24 protein-coding genes and 2 other annotated features are annotated in these 22,952 nt (G+C 30.3%); of the genes, 12 read left to right on the top strand and 12 right to left on the bottom strand.

What is annotated here, in order from left to right:
- The first annotated feature begins 495 nt into the window (after positions 1-495).
- Positions 496-1,374 carry a DMT family transporter gene (locus CLMAG_RS09175; RefSeq protein ID WP_066621361.1) on the top strand — a complete coding sequence of 293 codons (879 nt, stop codon included), beginning with the start codon at positions 496-498 and terminating at the stop codon, positions 1,372-1,374.
- Positions 1,375-1,469: 95 nt separating this feature from the next.
- On the opposite strand, the gene CLMAG_RS34260 is transcribed toward CLMAG_RS09175, so the two are convergent.
- Positions 1,470-1,595 carry a hypothetical protein gene (locus CLMAG_RS34260; protein WP_278330117.1) on the bottom strand — a complete coding sequence of 42 codons (126 nt, stop codon included), beginning with the start codon at positions 1,593-1,595 and terminating at the stop codon, positions 1,470-1,472.
- Between the two features lie 214 nt (positions 1,596-1,809).
- On the opposite strand from CLMAG_RS34260, the gene CLMAG_RS09170 reads away from it, so the two are divergent.
- Together CLMAG_RS09170 and CLMAG_RS09165 are read left to right on the top strand one after the other, a co-directional pair.
- Complete coding sequence (locus tag CLMAG_RS09170) at positions 1,810-2,895, top strand: DUF2157 domain-containing protein (RefSeq protein WP_066621360.1); 1,086 nt, start codon at positions 1,810-1,812, stop codon at positions 2,893-2,895.
- Positions 2,885-3,445, top strand: coding sequence for a GDYXXLXY domain-containing protein (locus tag CLMAG_RS09165; protein ID WP_066621359.1), 561 nt, complete (start codon positions 2,885-2,887; stop codon positions 3,443-3,445). The genes CLMAG_RS09170 and CLMAG_RS09165 overlap by 11 nt, the downstream gene beginning before the upstream one ends.
- A 50-nt stretch (positions 3,446-3,495) precedes the next feature.
- Here CLMAG_RS09165 and dmpI read toward each other — a convergent pair whose 3' ends face one another.
- Entirely contained in the window at positions 3,496-3,681 is a 186-nt protein-coding gene (dmpI, locus tag CLMAG_RS09160) for a 4-oxalocrotonate tautomerase DmpI (protein ID WP_066621358.1), read from the bottom strand.
- A gap of 215 nt (positions 3,682-3,896) precedes the next feature.
- Here dmpI and nadA point away from each other — a divergent pair, with 215 nt between their 5' ends.
- The 6 genes from nadA to CLMAG_RS09130 all read left to right on the top strand — a co-directional run bounded on the left by nadA (position 3,897) and on the right by CLMAG_RS09130 (position 8,501).
- A complete protein-coding gene (gene nadA / locus CLMAG_RS09155) occupies positions 3,897-4,808 on the top strand; it encodes a quinolinate synthase NadA (RefSeq protein ID WP_066621356.1) in 912 nt (303 codons plus the stop codon).
- A gap of 3 nt (positions 4,809-4,811) precedes the next feature.
- The gene (locus CLMAG_RS09150; RefSeq protein ID WP_066621353.1) at positions 4,812-6,113 is read left to right on the top strand and encodes an L-aspartate oxidase; all 1,302 of its coding nucleotides are present in this window, start codon (positions 4,812-4,814) and stop codon (positions 6,111-6,113) included.
- The gene (gene nadC / locus CLMAG_RS09145; RefSeq protein WP_066621350.1) at positions 6,094-6,930 is read left to right on the top strand and encodes a carboxylating nicotinate-nucleotide diphosphorylase; all 837 of its coding nucleotides are present in this window, start codon (positions 6,094-6,096) and stop codon (positions 6,928-6,930) included. Before CLMAG_RS09150 ends, nadC begins: the two co-directional genes overlap by 20 nt.
- A gap of 119 nt (positions 6,931-7,049) precedes the next feature.
- Complete coding sequence (locus CLMAG_RS09140; protein WP_066621348.1) at positions 7,050-7,445, top strand: hypothetical protein; 396 nt, start codon at positions 7,050-7,052, stop codon at positions 7,443-7,445.
- Between the two features lie 141 nt (positions 7,446-7,586).
- A complete protein-coding gene (locus tag CLMAG_RS09135; RefSeq protein ID WP_066621346.1) occupies positions 7,587-8,024 on the top strand; it encodes a hypothetical protein in 438 nt (145 codons plus the stop codon).
- 51 nt (positions 8,025-8,075) lie between these two features.
- A complete protein-coding gene (locus CLMAG_RS09130) occupies positions 8,076-8,501 on the top strand; it encodes a ferritin family protein (protein ID WP_066621343.1) in 426 nt (141 codons plus the stop codon).
- Positions 8,502-8,686: 185 nt separating this feature from the next.
- On the opposite strand, the gene CLMAG_RS09125 is transcribed toward CLMAG_RS09130, so the two are convergent.
- A complete protein-coding gene (locus CLMAG_RS09125) occupies positions 8,687-9,202 on the bottom strand; it encodes a tryptophan transporter (RefSeq protein WP_066621339.1) in 516 nt (171 codons plus the stop codon).
- A gap of 167 nt (positions 9,203-9,369) precedes the next feature.
- Positions 9,370-9,629: a binding site (T-box leader), on the bottom strand.
- 151 nt (positions 9,630-9,780) lie between these two features.
- Positions 9,781-11,193, bottom strand: coding sequence for a sodium:solute symporter family protein (locus tag CLMAG_RS09120; RefSeq protein WP_066621338.1), 1,413 nt, complete (start codon positions 11,191-11,193; stop codon positions 9,781-9,783).
- Positions 11,194-11,322: 129 nt separating this feature from the next.
- Positions 11,323-11,573, bottom strand: a binding site (T-box leader).
- A 228-nt stretch (positions 11,574-11,801) separates the two neighbouring features.
- Between CLMAG_RS09120 and CLMAG_RS34255 the strand changes: the two genes are divergently transcribed.
- Entirely contained in the window at positions 11,802-11,927 is a 126-nt protein-coding gene (locus CLMAG_RS34255) for a hypothetical protein (RefSeq protein WP_278330111.1), read from the top strand.
- A 32-nt stretch (positions 11,928-11,959) separates the two neighbouring features.
- Complete coding sequence (locus tag CLMAG_RS32950; RefSeq protein WP_169809798.1) at positions 11,960-12,130, top strand: hypothetical protein; 171 nt, start codon at positions 11,960-11,962, stop codon at positions 12,128-12,130.
- A 206-nt stretch (positions 12,131-12,336) separates the two neighbouring features.
- Here the strand turns inward: CLMAG_RS32950 and CLMAG_RS09115 are convergent, their stop codons facing one another.
- From CLMAG_RS09115 to CLMAG_RS09095, 5 genes are all read right to left on the bottom strand, one after another.
- Positions 12,337-12,756 (bottom strand): CBS domain-containing protein, encoded by a 420-nt coding sequence (locus CLMAG_RS09115; RefSeq protein WP_066621336.1) that lies wholly within the window; start codon positions 12,754-12,756, stop codon positions 12,337-12,339.
- Positions 12,757-13,076: 320 nt separating this feature from the next.
- On the bottom strand, positions 13,077-14,153 hold the full coding sequence (locus tag CLMAG_RS09110; protein ID WP_066621330.1) for a M24 family metallopeptidase: 1,077 nt from the start codon (positions 14,151-14,153) through the stop codon (positions 13,077-13,079).
- Between the two features lie 126 nt (positions 14,154-14,279).
- Complete coding sequence (locus CLMAG_RS09105; RefSeq protein ID WP_066621321.1) at positions 14,280-14,483, bottom strand: hypothetical protein; 204 nt, start codon at positions 14,481-14,483, stop codon at positions 14,280-14,282.
- A gap of 108 nt (positions 14,484-14,591) precedes the next feature.
- Entirely contained in the window at positions 14,592-14,780 is a 189-nt protein-coding gene (locus CLMAG_RS09100) for a hypothetical protein (RefSeq protein WP_066621318.1), read from the bottom strand.
- Between the two features lie 278 nt (positions 14,781-15,058).
- Positions 15,059-15,454 carry an HNH endonuclease gene (locus tag CLMAG_RS09095; RefSeq protein ID WP_066621315.1) on the bottom strand — a complete coding sequence of 132 codons (396 nt, stop codon included), beginning with the start codon at positions 15,452-15,454 and terminating at the stop codon, positions 15,059-15,061.
- A 542-nt stretch (positions 15,455-15,996) separates the two neighbouring features.
- Here CLMAG_RS09095 and cls point away from each other — a divergent pair.
- A complete protein-coding gene (gene cls / locus CLMAG_RS09090) occupies positions 15,997-17,421 on the top strand; it encodes a cardiolipin synthase (protein ID WP_066621312.1) in 1,425 nt (474 codons plus the stop codon).
- Positions 17,422-17,488: 67 nt separating this feature from the next.
- Here cls and CLMAG_RS09085 read toward each other — a convergent pair whose 3' ends face one another.
- The 3 genes from CLMAG_RS09085 to pflA all read right to left on the bottom strand — a co-directional run bounded on the left by CLMAG_RS09085 (position 17,489) and on the right by pflA (position 22,897).
- Positions 17,489-19,492, bottom strand: coding sequence for a fructose-1,6-bisphosphatase (locus CLMAG_RS09085; protein WP_066621309.1), 2,004 nt, complete (start codon positions 19,490-19,492; stop codon positions 17,489-17,491).
- 473 nt (positions 19,493-19,965) lie between these two features.
- On the bottom strand, positions 19,966-21,993 hold the full coding sequence (locus tag CLMAG_RS09080) for a methyl-accepting chemotaxis protein (protein ID WP_242872982.1): 2,028 nt from the start codon (positions 21,991-21,993) through the stop codon (positions 19,966-19,968).
- A 184-nt stretch (positions 21,994-22,177) separates the two neighbouring features.
- On the bottom strand, positions 22,178-22,897 hold the full coding sequence (gene pflA, locus CLMAG_RS09075; RefSeq protein ID WP_066621306.1) for a pyruvate formate-lyase-activating protein: 720 nt from the start codon (positions 22,895-22,897) through the stop codon (positions 22,178-22,180).
- Positions 22,898-22,952 lie beyond the last annotated feature (55 nt).

The following is a 22,952-nucleotide window of genomic DNA, read 5'->3' as shown; positions in this document are numbered from 1 at the left end:
CGATTTTTAAGTTAAATTCCATTTTATATAGAACTTCAATTTTCAACGTTAGTACCTTTCATAGATTAAGCTAACTTATAAGTTTACAATTTTGTATATAGGATTCAAAATCAGAAGCTTAGCTTATGCGCAGGGATGTGTTGCCAAAACTGAAGACACATGTAAAAACTTTTTTATCATTCTTAGCGAAGTATTTTAGAAAATCTTAGAATCTTTGATATGTTTGAGGTACGAGTTTATCAAAGATTCTTAGATTTTCAGAATACTAAGCTTTAGAATGATTAAAAGTTTTTATAGTGCCGAAGTTTGGTAACATATCCCGGAGTGTAAGTTAAGTTTCGGCCTTTAGCATATATATTCTATTATAAATCCTATATATTATTTATAGTGTCCTGTTACAAAACTTATTATACTTGTACATATTACCTATTAGAATGTTGACAAATTTTATCTATAAATGTATAAATAGAGTAGCTTATATGGAGGGGGATTATTATGTCAGAAGGAAAAATTTACTTTTTAATGATTTTAACTACTATATTTTGGGCAGGTGCTTTTATTGCCGCTAAACTTTCTATAACCTTTATACCTGCTTTTACATTAACATTTTTAAGATTTTCTATAGCTTCTATAATATTGTATTTTGTAATTATTTATAAAGAAAAACAAGTATACAAGCTTAAGAAAAAGGATATTCCAGTATTTTTATTTACAGGTATAATTGGTATGTTTGGATACCATGTTTTATTTTTTACTGCTGTAAAATATACAACAGCCATAAATTCATCAATTATAGGCGCATCAAACCCTATAATAACAACGATTCTATGTATTATGTTTTTAAGAGATAAAATTACATACAAAAGGTTTTTAGGAATAATACTTTCTTTTATTGGAGTTTTTTTGACTATTACTAATGCAAATTTATCTGCTATCAGTAATATTGGTTTTAACAAAGGTGACTTACTAATGCTCATAGCAGTTTTATTTTGGGCAGCTTATTCTGTTTATAGTAAAAAAGTCATGACAAACTACTCACCGATTACTTTAACCTTTTACAGCTTTGTATTTTGCTCTATATTTTTAATCCCTTTTGTTGCTTACGAAAATCCAATTAAGTTTATGAGCAAAGTGCCTTATTATTCATATGTAGCTGTAATATATATGAGCATATTTCCATCAGTTATAGGGTATTTAGTTCAGCAAATGGCCATTAAAGAAATTGGCCCCTCTAAAACTTCGATTTTTATAAACTTAGTTCCTGTTTTTTCAATAATTCTTTCTGTTCTCATCTTAGGAGAAACAGCTACACTCATAAAACTATTTACTACGTTCCTTATAATCGTAGGGGTATATATATGCCAAAAAAGCTAAGTTAACTTAGAAAAATATATGAAACACTTAACTTAACCTAGGGGAGGTATTTCTACGGATATATTCCTAGAAATACCTCCCCTAGGTTAAGTTTTTTATCTATTGGACTGTTTTTTATCAGTTCTATTATGATTTTTAGCTGTTTCTCTTGTTATTGGTGTATCAAAATTGCTTTTTTCCAATCTTGCTTGTTTATTATCTGGTTGACTATCTTTTGCCATATAAACATATCTCCTTTAAATACAATGATTTTCATCATCTATTATTTACTGATTCCTAAAAATATATTAATTGAGCCCTATAAATGATAAAATATAAATAAGATCCTTAGTCTAACAAATCCAAACTTAGCTGCCTTTATTTTAATTTTTTAATAAAATGGAAGTATTAGAACAGGTAGTGGCTGGATAAAATATATAAAAGGAGGTAGTCGATATGGATAAAAGAAGTGTTTCCAAAAAGAATTTTAAATTTCTAGATAAAGAACTTTCTTTTTATAAAGAAAATAATTTGATATCGGAGGAACAACACAGTAATATACTTAACCAGTATTCCCTAAAATCCGGATTAAACTTTGTAACTATATTATTACTAGTTGGTTCTCTGCTGCTAGGACTAGGTATACTAAGCTTTATAGCTAGTAACTGGAGGGTTATAGGTAAATCTTATAAATTCTCCATCATAATGATGATATTTTTTATTTGTAACTTTATCTATTATAAGCTTTATGAAACTTACCCTAAAACCAGTATAAGTTCTATTTATATTGGCTTACTAACCTTTGGTTCTGGTATTTTCTTAATTGGTCAAATGTTTAATTATGGTGGCAATTTTTCCACAGCTTTTCTACTATGGGCTATAGGTATATTTCCTTATAGTTTGTTTGTTAAAGATAAAATACTATTTATAATCTGTGATATTTTTTTAATCATATATATAGTTGATCATTTTTCATTAGGTACTTTTCCTATTGCAATCCTTGGTGCAATTCCACTTATATATTACTGTAACATACGTTTATTCTTTAATCCTATAATAACATTTTTTAATAATTTAGTAGTACTTTATACTATAGCCTTCACCTTAGAAAAATACATTAATAATTATACTATCAGCACTTTCACATTCTTTATAATCGGATTAATCATGTATTTTGGTTACTTAGGTTACCATAAATATATCTTTAACCTTCAAGGAAATATTATATACGGAGTAACCGGATTGATGCTTACCTTCCCCGATAATTGGCAGGCCATAAAGTTTTTTACTGTTCAAAACAGCAAAATTATAAGCGTAATATTTTCTATATGTTTTTTGATTTTCTTATTACTTCAAACTAATAAAAAGAACATAATTTCACTTCTTTTTATATTTTTTATAATAATGAGATTTTATTTTGATACTTTATATGACTTTATACCTAAGTCTCTTTTCTTTATAATAGGTGGATTAATTCTATTAGGCTTTGGCTATTATTTTGAAAGATTTAGACGAAAAGGAGGAGAAAAGGTTGAAAATTAGCTTTAAAACTAAACTTTTGTTATGTATGCTCATTCCAGTAGTTATTCTCCTCTCTATGACAATTACTCCTCTACTAACTCTATATAAGGGAACTGAAGTATATATAAAGGCCAATGCTTATAGTTCTTCCGATTCCTTCAGAGGTAAAAATTTATCTATTGAATATAGTATAAATCATTTGGATAGATCAAAATTCATTACTGAAATATTAAATAAAGAATATAAAAACTATAATCCTATGAATGGATATGCTGTTTTAAAAAAGAATGGTAACTTTTATGATGTAGATTATATTACCTTAAAAAAACCCACTTCAGGTTTGTATTTAAAATGCTTTTTTACTCTTTACCAAGAAGAAGAACCAAATGATAAGATCGATCCAAGAGTATATGTAAATTATAATTTAGATAAATATTTTTCATCTGAAAAAGAAGGTTTAACACCAACTCATGAATTTAAATATGAAAGTGAAATGACTTGGAATTACTTAGCTAAAATAAAAATATATAAAGGTTACGCTCTACTACATGATGTTATCTTAAAAAAATAGATTAAATAACACAAAAACTTCCGCTAGAATATTCTAGGGAAGTTTTTGCATTATTTACGTTCAGACAGCTGTACGCCACCTACGCCTATGTTATCAGTGTCATACTCATCAATAAGTACAACAAAAGCCTGCTTTGGTACATTTGTTATTTCGCTTAATGTTTCAGAAACTTTTTCTATTACCTCTTTTTTCTTTTCTTTAGTAAGCTTTGACATCCCAATTTTAACAACTGGCATTAATATCACTCCTCTCTTTTAATTATTCTCATTTTATTTTATTACAGAGTAAATATCAATAATGCACTTTTTAGTATTATAGTATCATTAAAGTAACTTATTATTTTTTATGTCTATCCTAGTTGATATTCATACATTTTAGTGATAATATTTTATTATATACAAGTGTATATACACATGTAATTCTATATTGTATATTGTTTGGAGGCATAAATATGGAAATTAATTTAAAAGAAGAGATATTAAGATTAAAAAAAGAAAAAGGTGCTATAATTCTAGCTCATTATTATCAAAGACCTGAAATTCAGGATATAGCAGATGCTGTTGGTGATTCTTATTATTTAAGCAAGGTTGCAAAAGATTGTGATGAAAAAGTAATAGTCTTTTGTGGCGTTAAATTTATGGCTGAAAGCGCTAAAATACTTTCACCTGAAAAGACTGTACTTCTGCCTGCAATAGACGCTGGATGTCCTATGGCCGACATGGCTGATGCTGAAGGAGTTAAAGAGTTAAAGGAGAAGCATCCAAATGCAAAGATTGTTTGTTATATAAATTCTTCTGCTGAAGTAAAAGCTTTATCCGATGTATGCTGCACTTCATCTAATGCCTTAAAAATAATAAAAAATATAAAAGAAGAGGAAATAATATTTTTACCCGATAAAAACTTAGGTGGATACATCCAGGAGCAAGTTCCAGAGAAAAAATTTATTATTTGGAATGGCTTCTGTATAACACACAAAAAAGTAAAGGTTGAAGAATTAGAAATCGCTAAAAAGCTTCACAATGGTATTTTAATAGCCGCCCACCCTGAATGCGAAAAGCCTGTAAGAGATGCTGCTGACTTCATAGGTAGTACAGGAGAAATTATAAACTTTGTAAATAATAACTCAAATGAAAAATTCTTAATTGTTACTGAGGAAGGTGTCCTTCATCAAATTAAGTCTAAAAATCCCGAAAAGAAATTTTACATTCCTGGCGGTGGCATGAGCTGTGTTAACATGAAAAAAACTTATTTGAAGGATGTTTACAATAGTCTTTTAAATATGGAATACGATATAAAAATTGATGAGGAAATACGTTTAAATGCTTATGGAGCTCTCATTAATATGCACGAGCTCAGGAGGTAAAAAATGGATATTTTCACTGATGTTTTAATTATTGGTACAGGTGTTGCTGGACTTTACTCTGCTCTTAACCTAAAAAATGATTTAAAAATAACTATGATCTCAAAGGGCAAATTAGATGAATGTAATACTAATCTAGCACAGGGTGGTATCTCTGTAGCAAGAGGTTCTACCGACATAGATTCTTTTATTGAAGATACTTTAAAAGCTGGCCAATATGAGAATGATGTTAATGCAGTTAAAATTTTAGCAGAAGAATCCATTGAGAATATAAACAATCTTACTAATATAGGGGTAGACTTCGATAAGGATAGGGAAGGTCTATGCTATACCCGTGAGGCTGCTCATAGTATTAATAGAATCGTGCACTATAAGGATATAACCGGGAAAAGATTAGAAGAAGTCCTACTAAACAATGTCAAATCAAAAAATAATATAGTGATATATGAAGATTGCCACTTAATAGATATACTAAAAAAATATAATACCTGCGCTGGAGGAATATGTATCAAGGGTAATAAACAATTTAATATACATGCTAAGATTACTATAATGGCAACAGGCGGTATTGGTGGTATATTTAAGAACTCTACAAATCAAAGAATAATAACTGGTGATGGAATAGCTATTGCCTTAAAGAATATAATTAAGATTAAAAATCTAAATTATATACAATTTCACCCTACTGCTTTTTTTACTGAAAAATCTTCAGAAAGAAAATTCTTAATTTCCGAATCTGTGAGAGGCGAAGGCGGTAAGCTTATTAACTGCAACGGAGCAAGCTTTGTAAATGAGCTATTGCCGAGAGATGTAGTCACAAGACACATATATGAAGAAGAACATAAAACTAAATCAAAAAATGTTTATCTTGATATTAGCTTTATGCCTAAAAATTTTATAATTAAAAGATTTCCTACTATATATGAAAAATGTCTGGAGAATGGCGTTGATATAACAAAAGAAGCTATACCTGTTTCTCCAGCCCAACATTATTTTATGGGTGGCATAGATGTAGATTCACATGGAAAAACATCAATGAAAAATTTATATGCTTTTGGAGAAGTAAGCTGCACTGGAATTCACGGTGCTAATAGATTAGCTAGTAATTCTCTTTTAGAAGGCTTGGTTTTCTCAAAGCGAGGAGCATTATCTATAAATAATACAATCGATGATTTATCCCTAATAGATGTAGAAGCTCCAAAACTTAAATATAATATAGAATACTATGAAAATATAAATAAAAAAGTTTTGATAAACAATATAATGAAGTTTAGAGGAGATTTAAAAGATGAATTGGTTACTTGCTGATGATATTATAAAAAGAGCTCTTAATGAAGACTTGTCCTACGGTGATATAACTACAAATGCTATAGTTGAAGAAGGTAAGAATGCTGCTGTTGATTTGATATGTAAAGAAGATGGTGTTATAGCCGGCCTTGAAATCTTCAAAAGAGTTTTTGTTATTTTAGGCAATGCTGAGGTAAAACTCTATGTTCAAGATGGAACTTTAGTGCATAAGGGGGAAAAAATCGGAGAAATATATGGAGACACAAGAACATTATTAAGTGGTGAACGAGTTGCTTTAAATTTTCTTCAAAGAATGAGCGGTATAGCTACTCTTACAGGAAAGTTCGTAGAAAAATTAGCAGGAACTAATGTTAAGCTTCTAGATACAAGAAAAACTACACCTAACATGAGATTATTTGAAAAATATGCAGTAAAAATAGGCGGCGGAGTCAATCATAGATTTGGACTTAATGATGGAATTCTCATAAAAGACAACCATATAGATGCAGCTGGAGGAATAAAAAATGCTATTGAAGCAGTAAGAAAAAATGCTCCCTTTGTAAGAAAGATAGAAGTCGAAGTAGAAAATTTAGATCAGCTTCAAGAAGCTCTAGAAGCTAAAGCTGATATTATAATGCTTGATAATATGGATATAGAAACTTTAAAAGCCTCTGTAAGAATAATAGATGGAAAAGCAGAAACTGAAGCCTCTGGAAATGTTACCTTAGATACTATACAGGCTATAGCAAAAACTGGTGTAGACTATATTTCTACTGGAGCATTAAATCATTCCTTTAAAGCTTTGGATTTAAGCATGAAAAACCTAAGTTATTTTTGAAGATGTCTTATATTTGATAAAATAATTGTAAATTTAGAAAACATTTTATAGTATCAAACCTCACGAGAAAACTCAAAATAACATTGTATCATTCGATTGAAGTGAGGAGGAATTACAATATGACAAATGATAGAGAACACGATAGAGAAGTAGAAAAAAGAAGACTCCAGGAACAAAACGAACATCGTTTAGACCAATTAATTGATACTGTAGAAAATTACACAAGAACTGAAAGACACTTAGAACAGTATTCAGATATAGGGGATCCTAAAAATAGAGCACATGCTAGAGATATACAGGCTGAGAGAAAAGCAGAAATTCAGCACATAAAGAATAACATCGTATATGGTGCTGAATATGACGATCACCCACTTGAAAACTTAAAGGAAAACTATGATGATACAAAGGAATATTTAGAGCATTTTGGTTCAAGATTAGATGAAAAAACTTTATCATCCGTGGAAGAAAAACAAAAAAATAGAGAAATGAGTATTCATCAAATGGAACATGAGTAATATTTTTTAGCAAAGCAGCTAATTCTAGTTTTTAACACTAGATTAGCTGCTTTTTATACCCTCTAATTCCAAATTTTATTTGATAATCTATAATCAATACTATATAATATTGATTATAGATTAATTTAAGGAGTGGGGCGTATGGAAACAGATATAAATTTCAATTCTCTTATTACCGCTGTAGGAAAATGTTGCTTAAGTGAACAGGATTGTGGTACATGCTCTAAGGAGAATTGTTTAGTTGGCTATTGTAAAAAAAATCTTCTTACCTGTTTAAAAACTGGGGAGCAATTTATTGATGGTGAAATAGATAACATACCTTTGTTTGATACAAAAGTTTTCGATGAAAAATCTATAGTAGACACTATCGGGCTTATTCTTAATGAATGTAAAAACTGCAATGCTTATCATGATGAAGAATGTATTATAAATATGCTTAGAAGTGCTTGTGAGGTAATTTTATTTGGGAATCCTTTAGATTATAACGGAAGCGTTCTCTTATATATAGATGATGTAAAACAATATAACACAGAACTTTCTACTAAGATATTTGAAGCTTATAAAAATACTAGAAGGTAGTATTTAATTCCTATTTAACAAACAATATTTATTTAAGGGGGATTTACAATTATGGATAAAATTGAATTAACTTTTGAAACTGCCTTAGGAGAAACTAAGGGTACTGAACTTGAAAGGTCCGTAAAACAAACTTTTACCGGAGAGACAAAAGAAGCAGGACTTTATATGGCTATCGCTCGTCAAGCCCAGAGACAAGGCTATGGTGATATTGCAGAAATTCTAAAAGTTTTGGCATTAGAAGAAATAGATCATGCTGCAACTTGTGCTGAACTTAACGGAATGATAACGGATGATTGTTTTCAGGACATAAGACAAATGTTAGAAGGAGAAATTTTTGCTAATAACGCTAAAAAAACTGATGCATTAAAAGCTAATAGTCTTAAAATTGAATCTGCTAGAGAATTTTTTAATATAGCTTCTAAGGATGAAGGCCGTCATGCCAGAATACTAGAAGGTATCCTTAAAAAGTATAACTAATAGTTTTCTAAAGCTATAGATATACAGCTTTAAAATCCAAACATTTCCAGTAAATAAATCTGAAAATCAGCCGATAAACTACTATAAGCATTCCACTAATCAAATGTAAGCTTATAGCTTACCCGTAAAAAAAACTTGAATCAGATATTTCCCAATCTGATTCAAGTTTTTTTATAATCTCTTATCTATATTCCTTTAATAGCGCCTCTCTTTAAAGCTACATTTAAAGCATTAAAGAGAACAGTTCCTGCTATACCGTTTATTAAGCAAGCTGGAAGAACTACAGATAAAAATAGTACACGGAAGTTTGCAGGTAATCCCACTGTTATTAGTGCAACTGTTAAAAATGCTGTTCCACTTACTAAAGTTCCAAAAACAGATGCTATTATTACTTTTATCTGATTGTTGAAAGCACTTCTTAAAGGCATTAATACCAAAAACATTATATTTGTAGTTATAAGCTTATCTACTATATTAGCTAACTGACCTCCTGGGAAAGTTGTAGTAGCTGCTGCTAATATCCCTGCTACAATACCTGATGTTAAACATGTTTTATAATCTTCATTTAATACCATTATAATAAATAACATTGCTAAAGAAAAATCAGGCTTCATTCCTAATAATATTGGTGGTGTAATTTGGTGAAGTACAGCTCCTATACCTAAAAATAGTGAATTTATAATAATCTTTTTTATACTCATAACAAATCTCTCCTCTTTTTATAAATATTGTTTATAGCTAAATCTTCATAATAATCTGAATTATGTTTTGTGTAAAGTTTCTTTCACAACATATTCTAATACCTCCTTAAAATTTATTTTAAAAGTCCTTAAAGAGTTTTTAGATAATAAAAAACTCCGTCCTAAATAATTAGGACGGAGATCATATCCGCGGTACCACCTAAATTGTATCTAAAAAATTAAATACCCCTTAATACTTCGAACACTAACATGTTCTATCCATTGTAACGTATGGCTAACGGTAACTACTACTATTTAAAGCATATCTTTAAATTTCGGGGTTACTCCTCGAAGGTCCATTCACTAATAATTATCGTACCAGGATTCCACCATCCCCGGCTCTCTTTATCTAAATTAATTAGATACTCTTCCTCGTCAAAGGATTATTTTTTATAGCTTGTGTATATAATATCATGTCAATCTCTGTTTGTCAATTAGAAATTTTCTAAAAAATATTTTAATTTTCCGATGACCACCCGCTCTAATATTTCTAAGAATCAGATAGGATTTTAACCCAATCTGATTCAAGTTTCACTTCACTATGCTGCATTCTCTTCTATGCCAGACTTGATACTTGTACTATCAAATAATGGTGTTATTAAAAATACTGCCAAACAAACAATCCACTCCGCATATATTACATGAGGAACCACTCTAACAGCTGGCACTGCTTGCCACAATATTAGTACAATTATGCCTGCTAATCCAGTATTAAAAGCTGAATTTTTTCTACAAATTGATGGTGCAAATAGAGTAAGTACAAAAACTATAGAGAAGGCTGTAGTAAGACTTAATGCTAACATTACCATTTTTAATATTCCACTAGCTTTTAACGCTATCATAAAAGTTATTATTCCGAGAATTATTACAAAGCCTTTAGTCATTAACATAAGTTTCTTTTCTTCTATGTTAGGATTTATAAATCTTTTATATATATCTTGAGAAACTAAAGTAGCTGAACCTAAAAGCAAATTACAAGCTGTAGAGACATCTGCTGCCCATAAAGCAGCTAAAGTTAACCCTGCAAGTAGTGGATTTAAAGAAGTAATTACTTGTGGAAGTGCCATAGTTGCAGCAACCTCTGGATAAGATGCTTTGGCAACTATTCCAAGCAATGCAGCCAGAAAACCTATAGGTATCATTAAAAGCCCACCTATTATAAATCCTTTCCTTGCAGCATCTCCATCCTTTGCACAAAATGCTATCTGTACTGCTCCTTGAAGTGAAAAACATTCAGTAATCATTACTATAAACCACACAATTATTGTAGGCAATCCTAATCCTTTTGTAGGATGGAAATAGGTTGCAGCATCTGGAAGGTTTAATGCAATATTATGTATTCCTCCATTAGCACTCAATGCTAACAATGTAACAACTATAATCCCTGTATACTTTAAAGGTACATTAAAGAAATTACAAAGCCCTGTAGACCACATCCCCCCAATAAAGGTTATTCCTATAAATACACAAGCACTGACAATCATACCTGATTTTAAAGTAAATACAGAAGGTAGTAAGGAAGATAGTATTGCTCCTCCTGCTGTGTATTGAATGGATGTGGCCATAAGCTGAATTATTAATTGACCTATTACTCCTACAATTCTTCCTTTTCTATCATAAAACTTTTCAAACATTTCTGGTACTGTAGAGACATTTAATTCTCTGTATCTTTTAGCCCCAACTAACCCCATAAGTATGGAGCCTACACCCCAGGCTACCGTATACCAACCTGCTGACAAACCAACTTTATTTGCTTGCTCTGCTACTCCTATAGTTGCAGCTCCCCCTATAGCAAGTCCAACCATTGAAACTGTAATAAGTGAAGTGTTTAATCCTCTTCCTGCTAATGTATAGCCCTCGGTAGTACCTGTTGAAGCCTTTTTTCTCGCATAGAAACTAATGCAAAATAATATAATAATGTACCCAACAACTACTAAAAAAGAAATATTCATAATTTTAGCCCCCTTTATTATTCAAAATTTTCAGAATATTAATTCAAGTTTTACTTCATAAATAATTTCAGGAACTTTCGCGAAAATCCTATAAATAATTATAACTAAATAAAAAAACGCCTCTTAAATGAAAGAGACGATTATTACGCGGTACCACCCTTATTGAAATATCTATATAATCCATAATTCTAAAATAATTTATTTAGATGAATTACATAGAATAAATCCACTTTTACCTGTAACGTAGGTTTTACGGCTCAGCCTACTTAAGTTCAACCTGCAGTTTAGGACCTAGTTTCATTATGTTTCATCGCTAATTCACAGCACCCATTAGCTCTCTGAAGAATTCACATAATTACTCTCTCCATCATTACTTTTGTATTGTTTTATTAATCCTGTAATTCCAATTGTAATCTGTAATGTATAAATATTCAACTCCACTATTCCTCATATCTCTTTAAATTTACGCCATTTTATGGTTTTTATACCATTTTACTAAGATTATCTCAGTAAATGTTTTTCTTTAATTTACTAGAGGGGAATTTCTTTATTAAGAATAAAACATTACTTAAAGGAAAAACTAAATCTCGAAAGGAGTGTTGTTATAGATGACTAGGAAAAAAGTTAAAATGCTAACACCAGATAAAAAACGTAAATTTACATCATCTAAAGACGAAGAAGGCAGATTTGAGAAAGAATCAGCCGGAACATCCGGTAAATACTCAGGAAGATGACTATTATAATAAAATAAAGGTGGGATAAATTTATGGCAAATAAGAAATCGGATATACTAATAAATCGAAAACTTCAATCCATGGATGCTGAAGATAATGCAAGTAGAGAAGCTGACAATGGCTATATGCAGCGTGGAAATCCTGCAGGTATCGCTCAAAAGCAAAGGGTTTTATCCAACAACGATAACGGATCTCATTTATAATCTAAATTGAAATTCTTATCTACCTTATCAGCAGTCTATGTTTAGTATATACATCTACAAGAGTCTGTCTCAAGATGCACAAATGATACAGCATGTTTAGAATAATCCTAATCCTTTGTATTTAATATAGTAAAATCACTATGAATATCATTGAAATTCATAGTGATTTTTTTCCACTTTATTTTTAGGAAAATCCCTTTTAATACTTAAGTAACTGTTTTATTATTAAATAAGTTTTTGTAGCAGTAATCTATTATATCACTTCTTTTAATAATGCCGATAAATACCCTATTATCATCAACTACAGGAACAAAATTCTGATTTACTGCCAGGGATACTAAATCCTCAATATCTGAATCTATATATACCGGCTTATTATTCACACGTCTTGGTACATCCTTTAACAATATTTTGTCAGTATCCTTAAAACTCAATTCTTCAGTATTTTTTAATTTCCAAAGTAGATCTCCTTCCGTTAAGGTTCCTACATACCTACCTTTTTCATCTATAATTGGTATCGCTGTAAACCTATAACGCTCCATTCTTTCCAAAGCTTGTCTCATTGTAGAATTAACTGTCGCACATACTAAGTCCTTTTTTGGCGTAAGAAAAAATGCTATATTCATAAATCTTCCATCCTCTTTACAATGTTTTTATCCGATGACTACCCGCTCTAATACTCTCATCTTTTCCAAAGTGGGAGTAAAGAGCGGCTACGTCCCTGGATTCGTTCAACTAAGAATCAGATGGGGTTTAAATGCCTAAATGACATTTAACGGGCAAAGACCCGGGTCGTAGACGAAACCCCATCTGATTCAAGTTTACACTTCATTCAAGATAATTATAAGTTTTCTATTTGTATTAGTCAAAATCATATAAGGATGTCTTATTATTATTTTATTTTAAATTACGTAAATATATAACTTAAACATAATTATTCTGTTAATTATTCAACTATAACTAATCCTTTATCATATTTATTAAGAACTTCACAGCCATCTTCAGTAACTAATACTAGGTCTTCTATCCTTACTCCAACTTCTCTAGGTAAGTATATACCTGGTTCAATAGAAAATATCATTCCTGGTTCAACTTTATCAGTATTTACTGAAGAAACATCACCCAAATCATGAACGTCAATACCTATTGAATGACCTGTTCTATGGGTGAAATACTTGCCATATCCATGAGCATCAATATGATTTCTGGCTGCAGCATCTATATCACAAAATCTTACACCAGCCTTAACCATATCTATAGCTTTCTTATTAGCTTCTAAAACTATATTAAATACTTCTTTAGCTTTATCTGATGCATATTTATAGAACACAGTTCTAGTCATATCTGAACAGTATGAATCCTTAACACATCCAATATCGATTATTATGCTATCCCCTGGTTTTACCATTGTGTTTCCACAACCATGATGTGGATCTGCGGCATTTACACCATAGGCTATAATTGGATCAAATGAAAATCCATCAGCTCCCAGTTCTTCGTATATACCTAATAAAAGCTGTGACATCTTTTTCTCTGTATGCATTTCTGGCACAAGTTTAATAATTCTCTCCACTGCTAAATCATTTATTCTTGAGGCTTCTCTCATCAAATCCTTTTCATTTTCATCCTTACACATCCTAATTGTATCTAGAATTGAAGATCCATTAACAAAAGTGCTTCCCCCCTTTAATTCCATAAGCCTTAATAAAAAACGGGCTGGCCAGTTCTTATCGACACCCATTGTTTTTTCTTTATCTACATATTTTGAAACTATTTCTACTCCATCTTCAGTGTCATTGAACCATACTTTTTCAACACCTAAATCTTCTGTTACTGTGAATAATTCATTGACAAACAACTTATTAATTCCCTTTAAATTTATATATAATGCCAACATTCTCTCACCAGGATGAATCCATTTTCCTGTCAAATAAAAAATAGCTGCTGGATCAGAAATTAGCATCTGAGGTATGTTGTTTATTTCCATTTCCTTTAGTAATTTATTTAATCTTAGCAGATTCATAGTTAGACCCTCCTAGAATTATATGTTTTTATTTTATCACAGTTTCCCATACGTGCATGTATTTTAAGGTCAAATCTAAAACTCCTACTTTTTCAAGTAGGAGCTAAAAATATTTTATCTAAATTTTTAATAATCTCTTTGATCACCCTTCAACAAGTTTTCTACCTGTGTTCCAATCTCATGACCTTTTTTATATGATGACATATGTTCAAAAGGTATTTCATCCTTGTAAGTATCTTTTCCTGTAAGACTGTCTATTATACCTTTTTTAGCTGATGGTAGATCACCTACATGAATCTCTTTTATATCTTCTAACTCAAATCTATCCATTATTTAAAGCCTCCTTGTATCTACTTTTCATTTATAGGTTATCCATATAGCTAAAAATAATGTATAAACTTAATATAGTATTTTTACATGAATTATTATATAAAATCTCTATTCTATATTTTTATAGCATTCATATTCTATATTTAATAGTTTTACCAATACATCCTCTATATTTTCTTTCAAATTTCCATCATCTGAATTTTCACTTTTATTAATAGCATCCAGAGCAACCTTTAAGCCTTTTGTAATATTCTTGATTTCATCTAGTTTTAAAAGCATTAATATATTTTCTTGCATTTTAGAAGCCCCCCTTTTTATTGTGTTTTATAAAAGTTATGATTAGAACATTGAAAATTATACCTTTATATTTATTTCATAATAATGATGAACTTAGTTAGTCAATTATTAAAAGTTATGATCTATGTTATGATTTTGCATTTAACTTAATATTTTGAAAATTTTTCCGAAGTATATCCTAAATGCAAATTTTATTAACCTTAAAGACAAGTGATTTAATATAATACTGTCACTTGTCACTTTATATCCATATTTTTCTATTTTAATGGAATATATGATTAAAAATTTACTATAAAATCATAATATTCTTCAAGCATGTCCTCTGTGTATCTTTTTTTGCCCATAAGCCTATATACTATATCGGAACTTCTATATCCTTCTTTATACAGCTTGTATTCTTTTAGAAGTCTTTTTAGCATACCTTTATTTATTTCAAGTAAACCTACAAGTTCATCTAAATTATAATAATCCTTATACAATAAATTTTCCAAACTTTTCTGCATTTCTAACTTATACTCTAAATCTAGTTTTCTACTTTTATGAGGTCCATTCTTACCCCTATGATGTTCTGAACAAAGATATCTAAAGTTTAGCGGAAAATCAACGCCTCCTTGGCATCTATAAACTATATGATGTTTATCCGCTTGCTTACCACAGATTTCACATCTAAGCAATTTTTCTCCTCCTAATTTTTAAATGTATTAATTTATATCTAAATTATATCACAGCTTTTATATTATTACACTTGTAAATAACTATTAAATTTGCCTAATTTAGAATATTAAATCAAATTATGCTTTAAATATAACACTTTAGTTAAGATATATAAATTAATAAAACTTGCATAGAATCATTAAGAATTAATTCTGCACAAGCTTCACTGAAATTAAAATTTCTTGTATTATTTAAAATTTTTAAAATTCTTTAAAAATGCATATAATATAAAAATCAGTAACAATGTAAATATAGGTGCTGCTGAATAGTAAATTATTTTCCCATAATCCATAAAACTCATCCTTTCAACAAATCTAGGTTTAGATTAATTATTATAAGTATATTCTATAAATAATAATTAATCTAGGATAATTTTCATTTTGCAGGTACATATATATGATTAAACAAATATGATATAATTAAATACATATTTCACTTATAACCCATTATATGTAATATTTATCTTTTGAATATTACCTAATATTATAGGAGGTGAATTAACATGAGAACTCCTTTATATTGGATATTTTTCATAAATGCTATAGTATCTATAATCGTAATTGTACTTGAAAGGAAAAACCCAGAAAAAACCATTGCGTGGCTATTAGTTTTTATTTTGTTTCCTCCCATTGGATTATTTATGTATATATTTCTAGGAAGAAATTGGAAAAAACACAAACTCCATAATGAAACAAGTATAAATATCGATGAATTGATCTATGCAGTTATGAAAAATGTAAAGGATAATAGTTATGGCTCTTTAATTGAACTACTTTCCAAAAACAGTGAATCCCCTCTTTTTAAAAATAATAGAGTAAAACTATTTAAGGACGGTAATGAAAAGTTTAAATATTTGAAAGAGGAATTAAAAAAGGCCGAAAATCATATTCATTTGGAATACTATATATTAAAAAATGACAGTATTGGTAATGAAATCAAGGATATACTTATAGCTAAATCACTTAATGGTGTTAAGGTAAGATTGATACTTGATAGAGTTGGATGTATAAGACTAAAAAGAAGTTATATTAGAGAACTTAGGGAAGCTGGTATAGATGTTGTTCAGTATTCTTACTTTCTAGCCCCATTGCTCAGACATATTAATACTCAAATAAACTATCGGAACCATAGAAAAATTGCAGTGATTGATGGTAAGGTTGGATTTGTAGGTGGCATAAATATCGGTGACGAGTATATAGGAAAAAGTAAGTATGGATATTGGAGAGATACTCACATTATGGTTAAAGGGGACTTTGTATACGGTTTGCAAGCAGTTTTTTTAGATGATTTTGCCACAATCAAAGAAGCAAATAAAGAATTTTTCTTTTATGATGACAACTTTGAAGAATTTTTCCCGGAAACTGATGGCGGCGGTGGCACATTAATGCAGCTTGTAAAGAGTGGCCCTGACTCTGAATTTCCAGCTATTGAACAGGCAGTTCTAAAAATGATAAACCTGGCAAAGGATCACATTTATATAACTACTCCCTATTTCATACCAAGTGAAAGTATACTTAATGCACTAAAAATAGCAGTCTTAAGCGGTGTAAGCGTTCACATAATATTTCCTGCAAGATACGATCATATTCTAGTACATTATGCTTCAAGAACTTATTTAGCTGAACTTGCTCGAAATGGAGTGAAGGTTTATTTTTATAACAAAAACAGTTTTATTCACGCAAAGACTACTTCAATAGATGGGAAAGTGTCCACTATTGGAACTGCTAACATGGATATACGAAGTTATGTATTAAACTATGAAATCAATGCTGTAATTTACGATGAAGAAACTACAGAAGAATTAGAAAATTTGTTTTTTCAGGACTTAAAGAATAGCACTAGAATAACTGAAGATTATTTTAATAATCTGTCACCTTTCACAAAGGCCCTAGAAGCCTTTTGCAGAATGTTTTCTTCCCTGCTGTAAAGTTGCAAGGCAGAAAGTTAGCTTACATAAGATAGTATGCTAACTTTCGAACCCCTATATAATTGGACTATTTTTTTATTTCTCCGATTTCTTCTTTGATTAACCCTTTTCTATAAGCTATAAGAAGCTTTTCTAAATCCGCTATCTGCTTTCTTAATTCTATACCCATATCAGTATCTGCCACTCTTTTTCTTTTAACAACGTGCTCCAAAATTATAGTTGAGGAAAGAATATCACTGTCTTCTTTAACAGCATTTTTAATGGCCGAAAAAGGACCATGAGATGTTAATAGAAGCCCATAGGAATTATAAATCAAAGTATAACCTGCAATTCCTGTTTGCGGTTGATAGGCTTTACAGAAGCCACCATCAATTACAAGAAGTTTTCCATTTGCTTTAATAGGACTCTCCCCTTCTTTTGTTTTTACAGGAATATGCCCATTAATCATATGGGAAGTATTAGGATCAAGGTTAAATTCTTCTAGGATATTTTCAATGATTTTTTCATTATCTCTATATTTATAATAGTAATTTTTATTCTCATAATGAGTGCTTTTATCATCTATGAAGTATCTTTCAAAGGTTGTCATTCTATCTTTACCAAAGACCGGCGAGTCTGGACCACACCACAAAAACCACATAAGGTCCATGCCATATTCCTTAAGTTGAGTACCATTCTTAAAGAAATAGGAATCCCTTGCTGCACGGTCAACTCTATCTAACAAAGCTTTACCACTATACTTTATATTTCCAATCTTCACTTCTTTAAAGCTTCCATCTTCATTTAATGGAATACATCCATGGAACAAAAGATTAGAATTATATCTTAAATACATACTTCCTTTGCTATATAGAAACTTAATATGTCTCTGAAGCTTTTCACTGTTAACAAAGGAACGGGTTATTTTCTCTATTAGATCTTCTTCTCTTTCAGATAGCTTATGTGGATCATTCCAGTCCACCGTTGGGAAGCTTGTATCATTTAATTTATACTTTTCTTCCCCTAGTTCTATCTCTCCTTTTTCTATATCAATTTTATCTAGGAGCAATCTATCATCCATTTGGAACTCAGTATGTCTTTTTATTATTTGTCCTTCAATTTTAAACTGTAGAATTGAAATAGCTTTATGCATTTGGGCAAGAAGAGCTAGCTCATTTTCACTTATATTTTTATCTAAAGTTTTAGGCGTAAAACCTTCACATAGGTCTTCCCCATAAAACTCCATTGCAAAAGTAGCTAAAGGTAATAAATTAATTCCATATCCATCTTCAATAGTTCTAAGATTAGCATATCTTAAGGATATTCTAAGAACATTACAGATACAAGCTTCACATCCTGCCGCAGCTCCCATCCATAAAATATCATGGTTACCCCATTGAATATCTACTGAATGATGATTCATTAAAGCTTCCATAATAATATCTGCTCCAGGCCCTCTATCATAAATATCCCCTATAATATGAAGTCTGTCCACTACCAATCTCTGTATTACATTAGATATTGTTATAATAAATTCACCTGCACGATCTATATCAATTATAGTTTTGATGATTCCATTATAATAAGCCTGCTTATCCACTCTGTCATCCTGCTCATGAAGTAACTCCTCTATTATATATGCAAAATCTTGAGGAAGCGCTTTTCTAACTTTAGAGCGGGTGTATTTAGAGCATATATTTTTACATAGCTGAATAAGCTGATAAAGAGTTATTTTATACCAGTCTTCAAGATTATTTTCAGTTTGTTTAATTAATTCTAATTTTTGTTCAGGATAATAAATTAGAGTTGCAAGTTTTGATTTTTGCTGTTCTCTCAAGGAATTCCCAAATACATCATCAATTTTTCTTTTTATAACTCCCGATGCATTTCTTCGCATGTGAGTAAAGGATTCATTTTCTCCGTGAACATCTGTTATAAAATGTTCTGTACCCTTAGGTAAATTTAGAATCGCTTGAAGATTAATTATTTCTGTGCTGGCAATTGAGATTGAAGGATACTGTTTAGCCAACAATTGAAGATATCTTAAATCTTTTTCTATTATATCCAAATTATTTTCATCATAGAAAATCATCTTAGTTTGTCTCCTTTAAAAATATTAATGCAATTTAAGATTAATGATATACTGTTTTTTACTAATTATGCAATAAGTATCACACTGTATGTTAATCAGTATACAATATGTTGATCATCATACAATTAGTATACAATTAGTATAGCATATATGTGCCTATTAAGACAATTTTTGTTTTAATCATAAAACCTAATTTATTTCAATTTATTTACAGTATAGTAATCTATCTTTCTATTTTCATAAACCTATACTTTTAAGCTATTAACATTAAAAAAAATTAGACCCATCTGTTTATACAATTCCCGATAACAATTCCATATTTAGGGAAATTCAATACTATTATATAATACTTTAAGTAAAAAATTAACCCCTATGCTAAAAAACATAAGGGTTATTCTTAATTTTAGTTTCTACTAAAAAGAAATTTTTGAATCAGCTTAGGGTTCAAGTCCCATATGAACCTTGGATTCCTACTACAATTTAAAGTTATCTGTTTCTTTATCAAGCTGTTTGGCAACTTCACTTAATTCTAAAGCAAATTTGGCAACCTCTTCAGTGCTAGCAAACATTTCTTGAGAAGATGCTGAAATTTCTTCAGAAGCAGCAGATGTTTCCTGGGATACAGAAGTAACGCCTTCAACTTTAGTTAAAACTATATCTTTAGATTTTATTGTATTTTCAAGAGATCCATAAGTATCATCTACCAAAGGTGGTATACCGGTAATAGCCTCAATCATATCATTAAAGGATGATATTGTAGTTTGTACTGTATTTACTTGCTTATTAACAAGTTCTCTAACTTCATCAGCTGTAGTCATTACATTTGCAGTTTCACTGCTTATTGAGTAAATTAGCTTCTGTATCTGCTCAGTTGATTCCTTAGACTGCTCAGCAAGGTTTCTTACCTCTTCTGCAACTACCGAGAAGCCTTTTCCTGCTTCTCCTGCTCTTGCTGCTTCTATAGCGGCATTAAGAGCTAGTAAATTAGTCTGTTCAGATATATCGTTTATAACATCTGTTATGTTCCCAACCTGTGATACACTGGAATTTAGACTATTAACTTTTTCAGCTACTGTTTTAAATGAATTTTTAATATCTTCAATTGATTTTAAAAGAAGATCAATTTGATCTTTTCCCACCATTGCTTTATTTGCTGTCATGTCTGAACTTTCTCTAACACGACTTAGCTTATTCTCGATATTTTTAAGTTCATCTTCTAAACTAGACATATGGTTCACTACTTCCATTAGGTCACTTGCTTGTTGTGTTGCTCCCGTAGTTACATTTTCAACTGCATGAGCTACCTGATCAACAGAACTATTCATTTGTTCTGCATTTGAATTTAGATCATAAGCCATAGAACTTACCCTTGCAGTCTCTCTCTTTATCGTTCCTATAGTACCCTTTAAGCTATCTGACATTTGTTTAAAGCTTGATGCTAAAATTCCAATTTCATCATTATTATATACTACAACCTCACTATCAAACTCTCCATTGGATATCTTTTTAGATACTTGTACCAAATTTTCTAGAGGGCTTACTATACTTTTTTCTATCTTAATCAGTATAAATGATGAAATAGCTATAGCTAACACTGCAATAATTAATATGTATGATATTATATGATGAATAGTTTTAGTCTCATTATCTAATGAAAATCCTATATCGATTGCACCTATATGTACACCATTACTATATACTGGAACTAATATATCATAAACTTCTATTTTGTTTTTGTGTAAAAAAGTGGAGGAATAAAGTTTGCCATCTACTGCTGCAGTCTTACTTCCTATGTCATCAAGAGCTATTCCTATCCTATCCTTTTCACTATGTGCTGTTGCTTTTAAATTTTTATCTATAAATAGTGCATAAACTATACTACTATTGTCCTTTACCATATCTTCAACTAATTTTTGCACTTCAAGACTGGCACTTAACTTTTGCACCTTATTAGCAAGTATACCTATTTGCACTATTCCGCCATCATTTTTTCGTATATATCCATATTTATAGTAGTTATTATTTTCTCTACTCTTTCTGATGTTCTCCATAAATTCTGTTTTTTCGCCCTTTAAAACAGGATATGAAATATGATTACTATCGAAAACTGCATTTATACTTGATTGTAAATTAGAGTAAATTATTATTCCATTTGGGTCTGTAACATTTATTTCATCTACCTCAAACTGACTTGCTAGCTCTGATAAATAATCATTATTTACCTTATCTACATTTCCTACAATGAATTTTCCAAGGGTTTTAATTCTAGATTCTATAGACTCGTTTAGGGTACCAAGCGAGATAGCATTATTACCAACCTGTTTAGCAACTCCATTTGCTAAATTAGTTCCATCTCCTTTGAGCTGATTCATTACCGTAGCTTGTGCTATTTTAATAGCTATAACAGATATCAAAGATGCAACGATAAATATAATAATTAAGGGCACTGTGAGAATTTTGAATTTTATAGATTTTTCTTTCATAGAAACTTTTCTTTCCATATCTTCTGTCCTTTCCTAATTGTAGTATATTTTATTATTACTACCATATTATCGGAACCATAAACATTTATTTTATACCTTGTGATAAAGATTAAATCTTTTGATATTTCAGATATATAGCACAATTTTTATGATAATCTTATATAGGGTTCCACCCTGGAACCCTATATAACGTAGGAATTACTTAATTTTTCTCTAGCTCATCTTTTAAAACTTTTTCTAATTTAGCTAAGTCTTCTTTATCCATGGATTCTACACCTTCTAGTTTATAATCCAATTCCATCTTTTCATATTTTTGAGCTCCTAAAGTGTGATATGGAAGAAGTTCAATTTTTTCTACGTTTTTTATTTCCCTAATTATTTGAGCTAATTTTTTTATATGTTCTTCAGAATCTGTTATTCCAGGAACTACAACGTGTCTTATCCAAAGCTTAGTACCTGCCTTTTGAACAGCTTCTAAAAACTGATCGAAACCTTTTTTAGGAGCCTCAACTAAACTCCTATACCCTGCATCATCTACATGTTTTATATCAAGAAGTACTAAATCAGTATACTTCAATATTTCTTCATATTTTCCTTTACCATAGCCTGATGTATCAATAGTTGTATGAATACCTGCCTCTTTACAAAGTTTTAAAGTCTCTATTAAAAACTCTGGCTGCATTAAAGGGTCTCCGCCAGAAAAAGTAACTCCACCATTGTCTTTAAAATAAGGTTTAAATCTACTCACCTTTTTTACTACTTCTTCTGGTGTCATTTCTTTTCCGCCGCTAAATGCCCATGTATCTGGATTGTGACAATATGCACATCTAAGAGCGCAGCCCTGCAAAAATACAATAGATCTAATTCCCGGTCCATCTACTAATCCCATACTCTCAAAAGAGTGAATTCTTCCTACAATCATTTTTATCTCCTCCAATTATGAACATTGCCCGTTGTTAAAAAACAACGGGCAATAT

It is taken from the genome of Clostridium magnum DSM 2767 (assembly GCF_001623875.1).
Classification (GTDB): domain Bacteria; phylum Bacillota; class Clostridia; order Clostridiales; family Clostridiaceae; genus Clostridium_AM; species Clostridium_AM magnum.
Note: the sequence above shows the minus strand (reverse complement) of the source record. Positions and strands in the feature narration are given on the sequence as shown.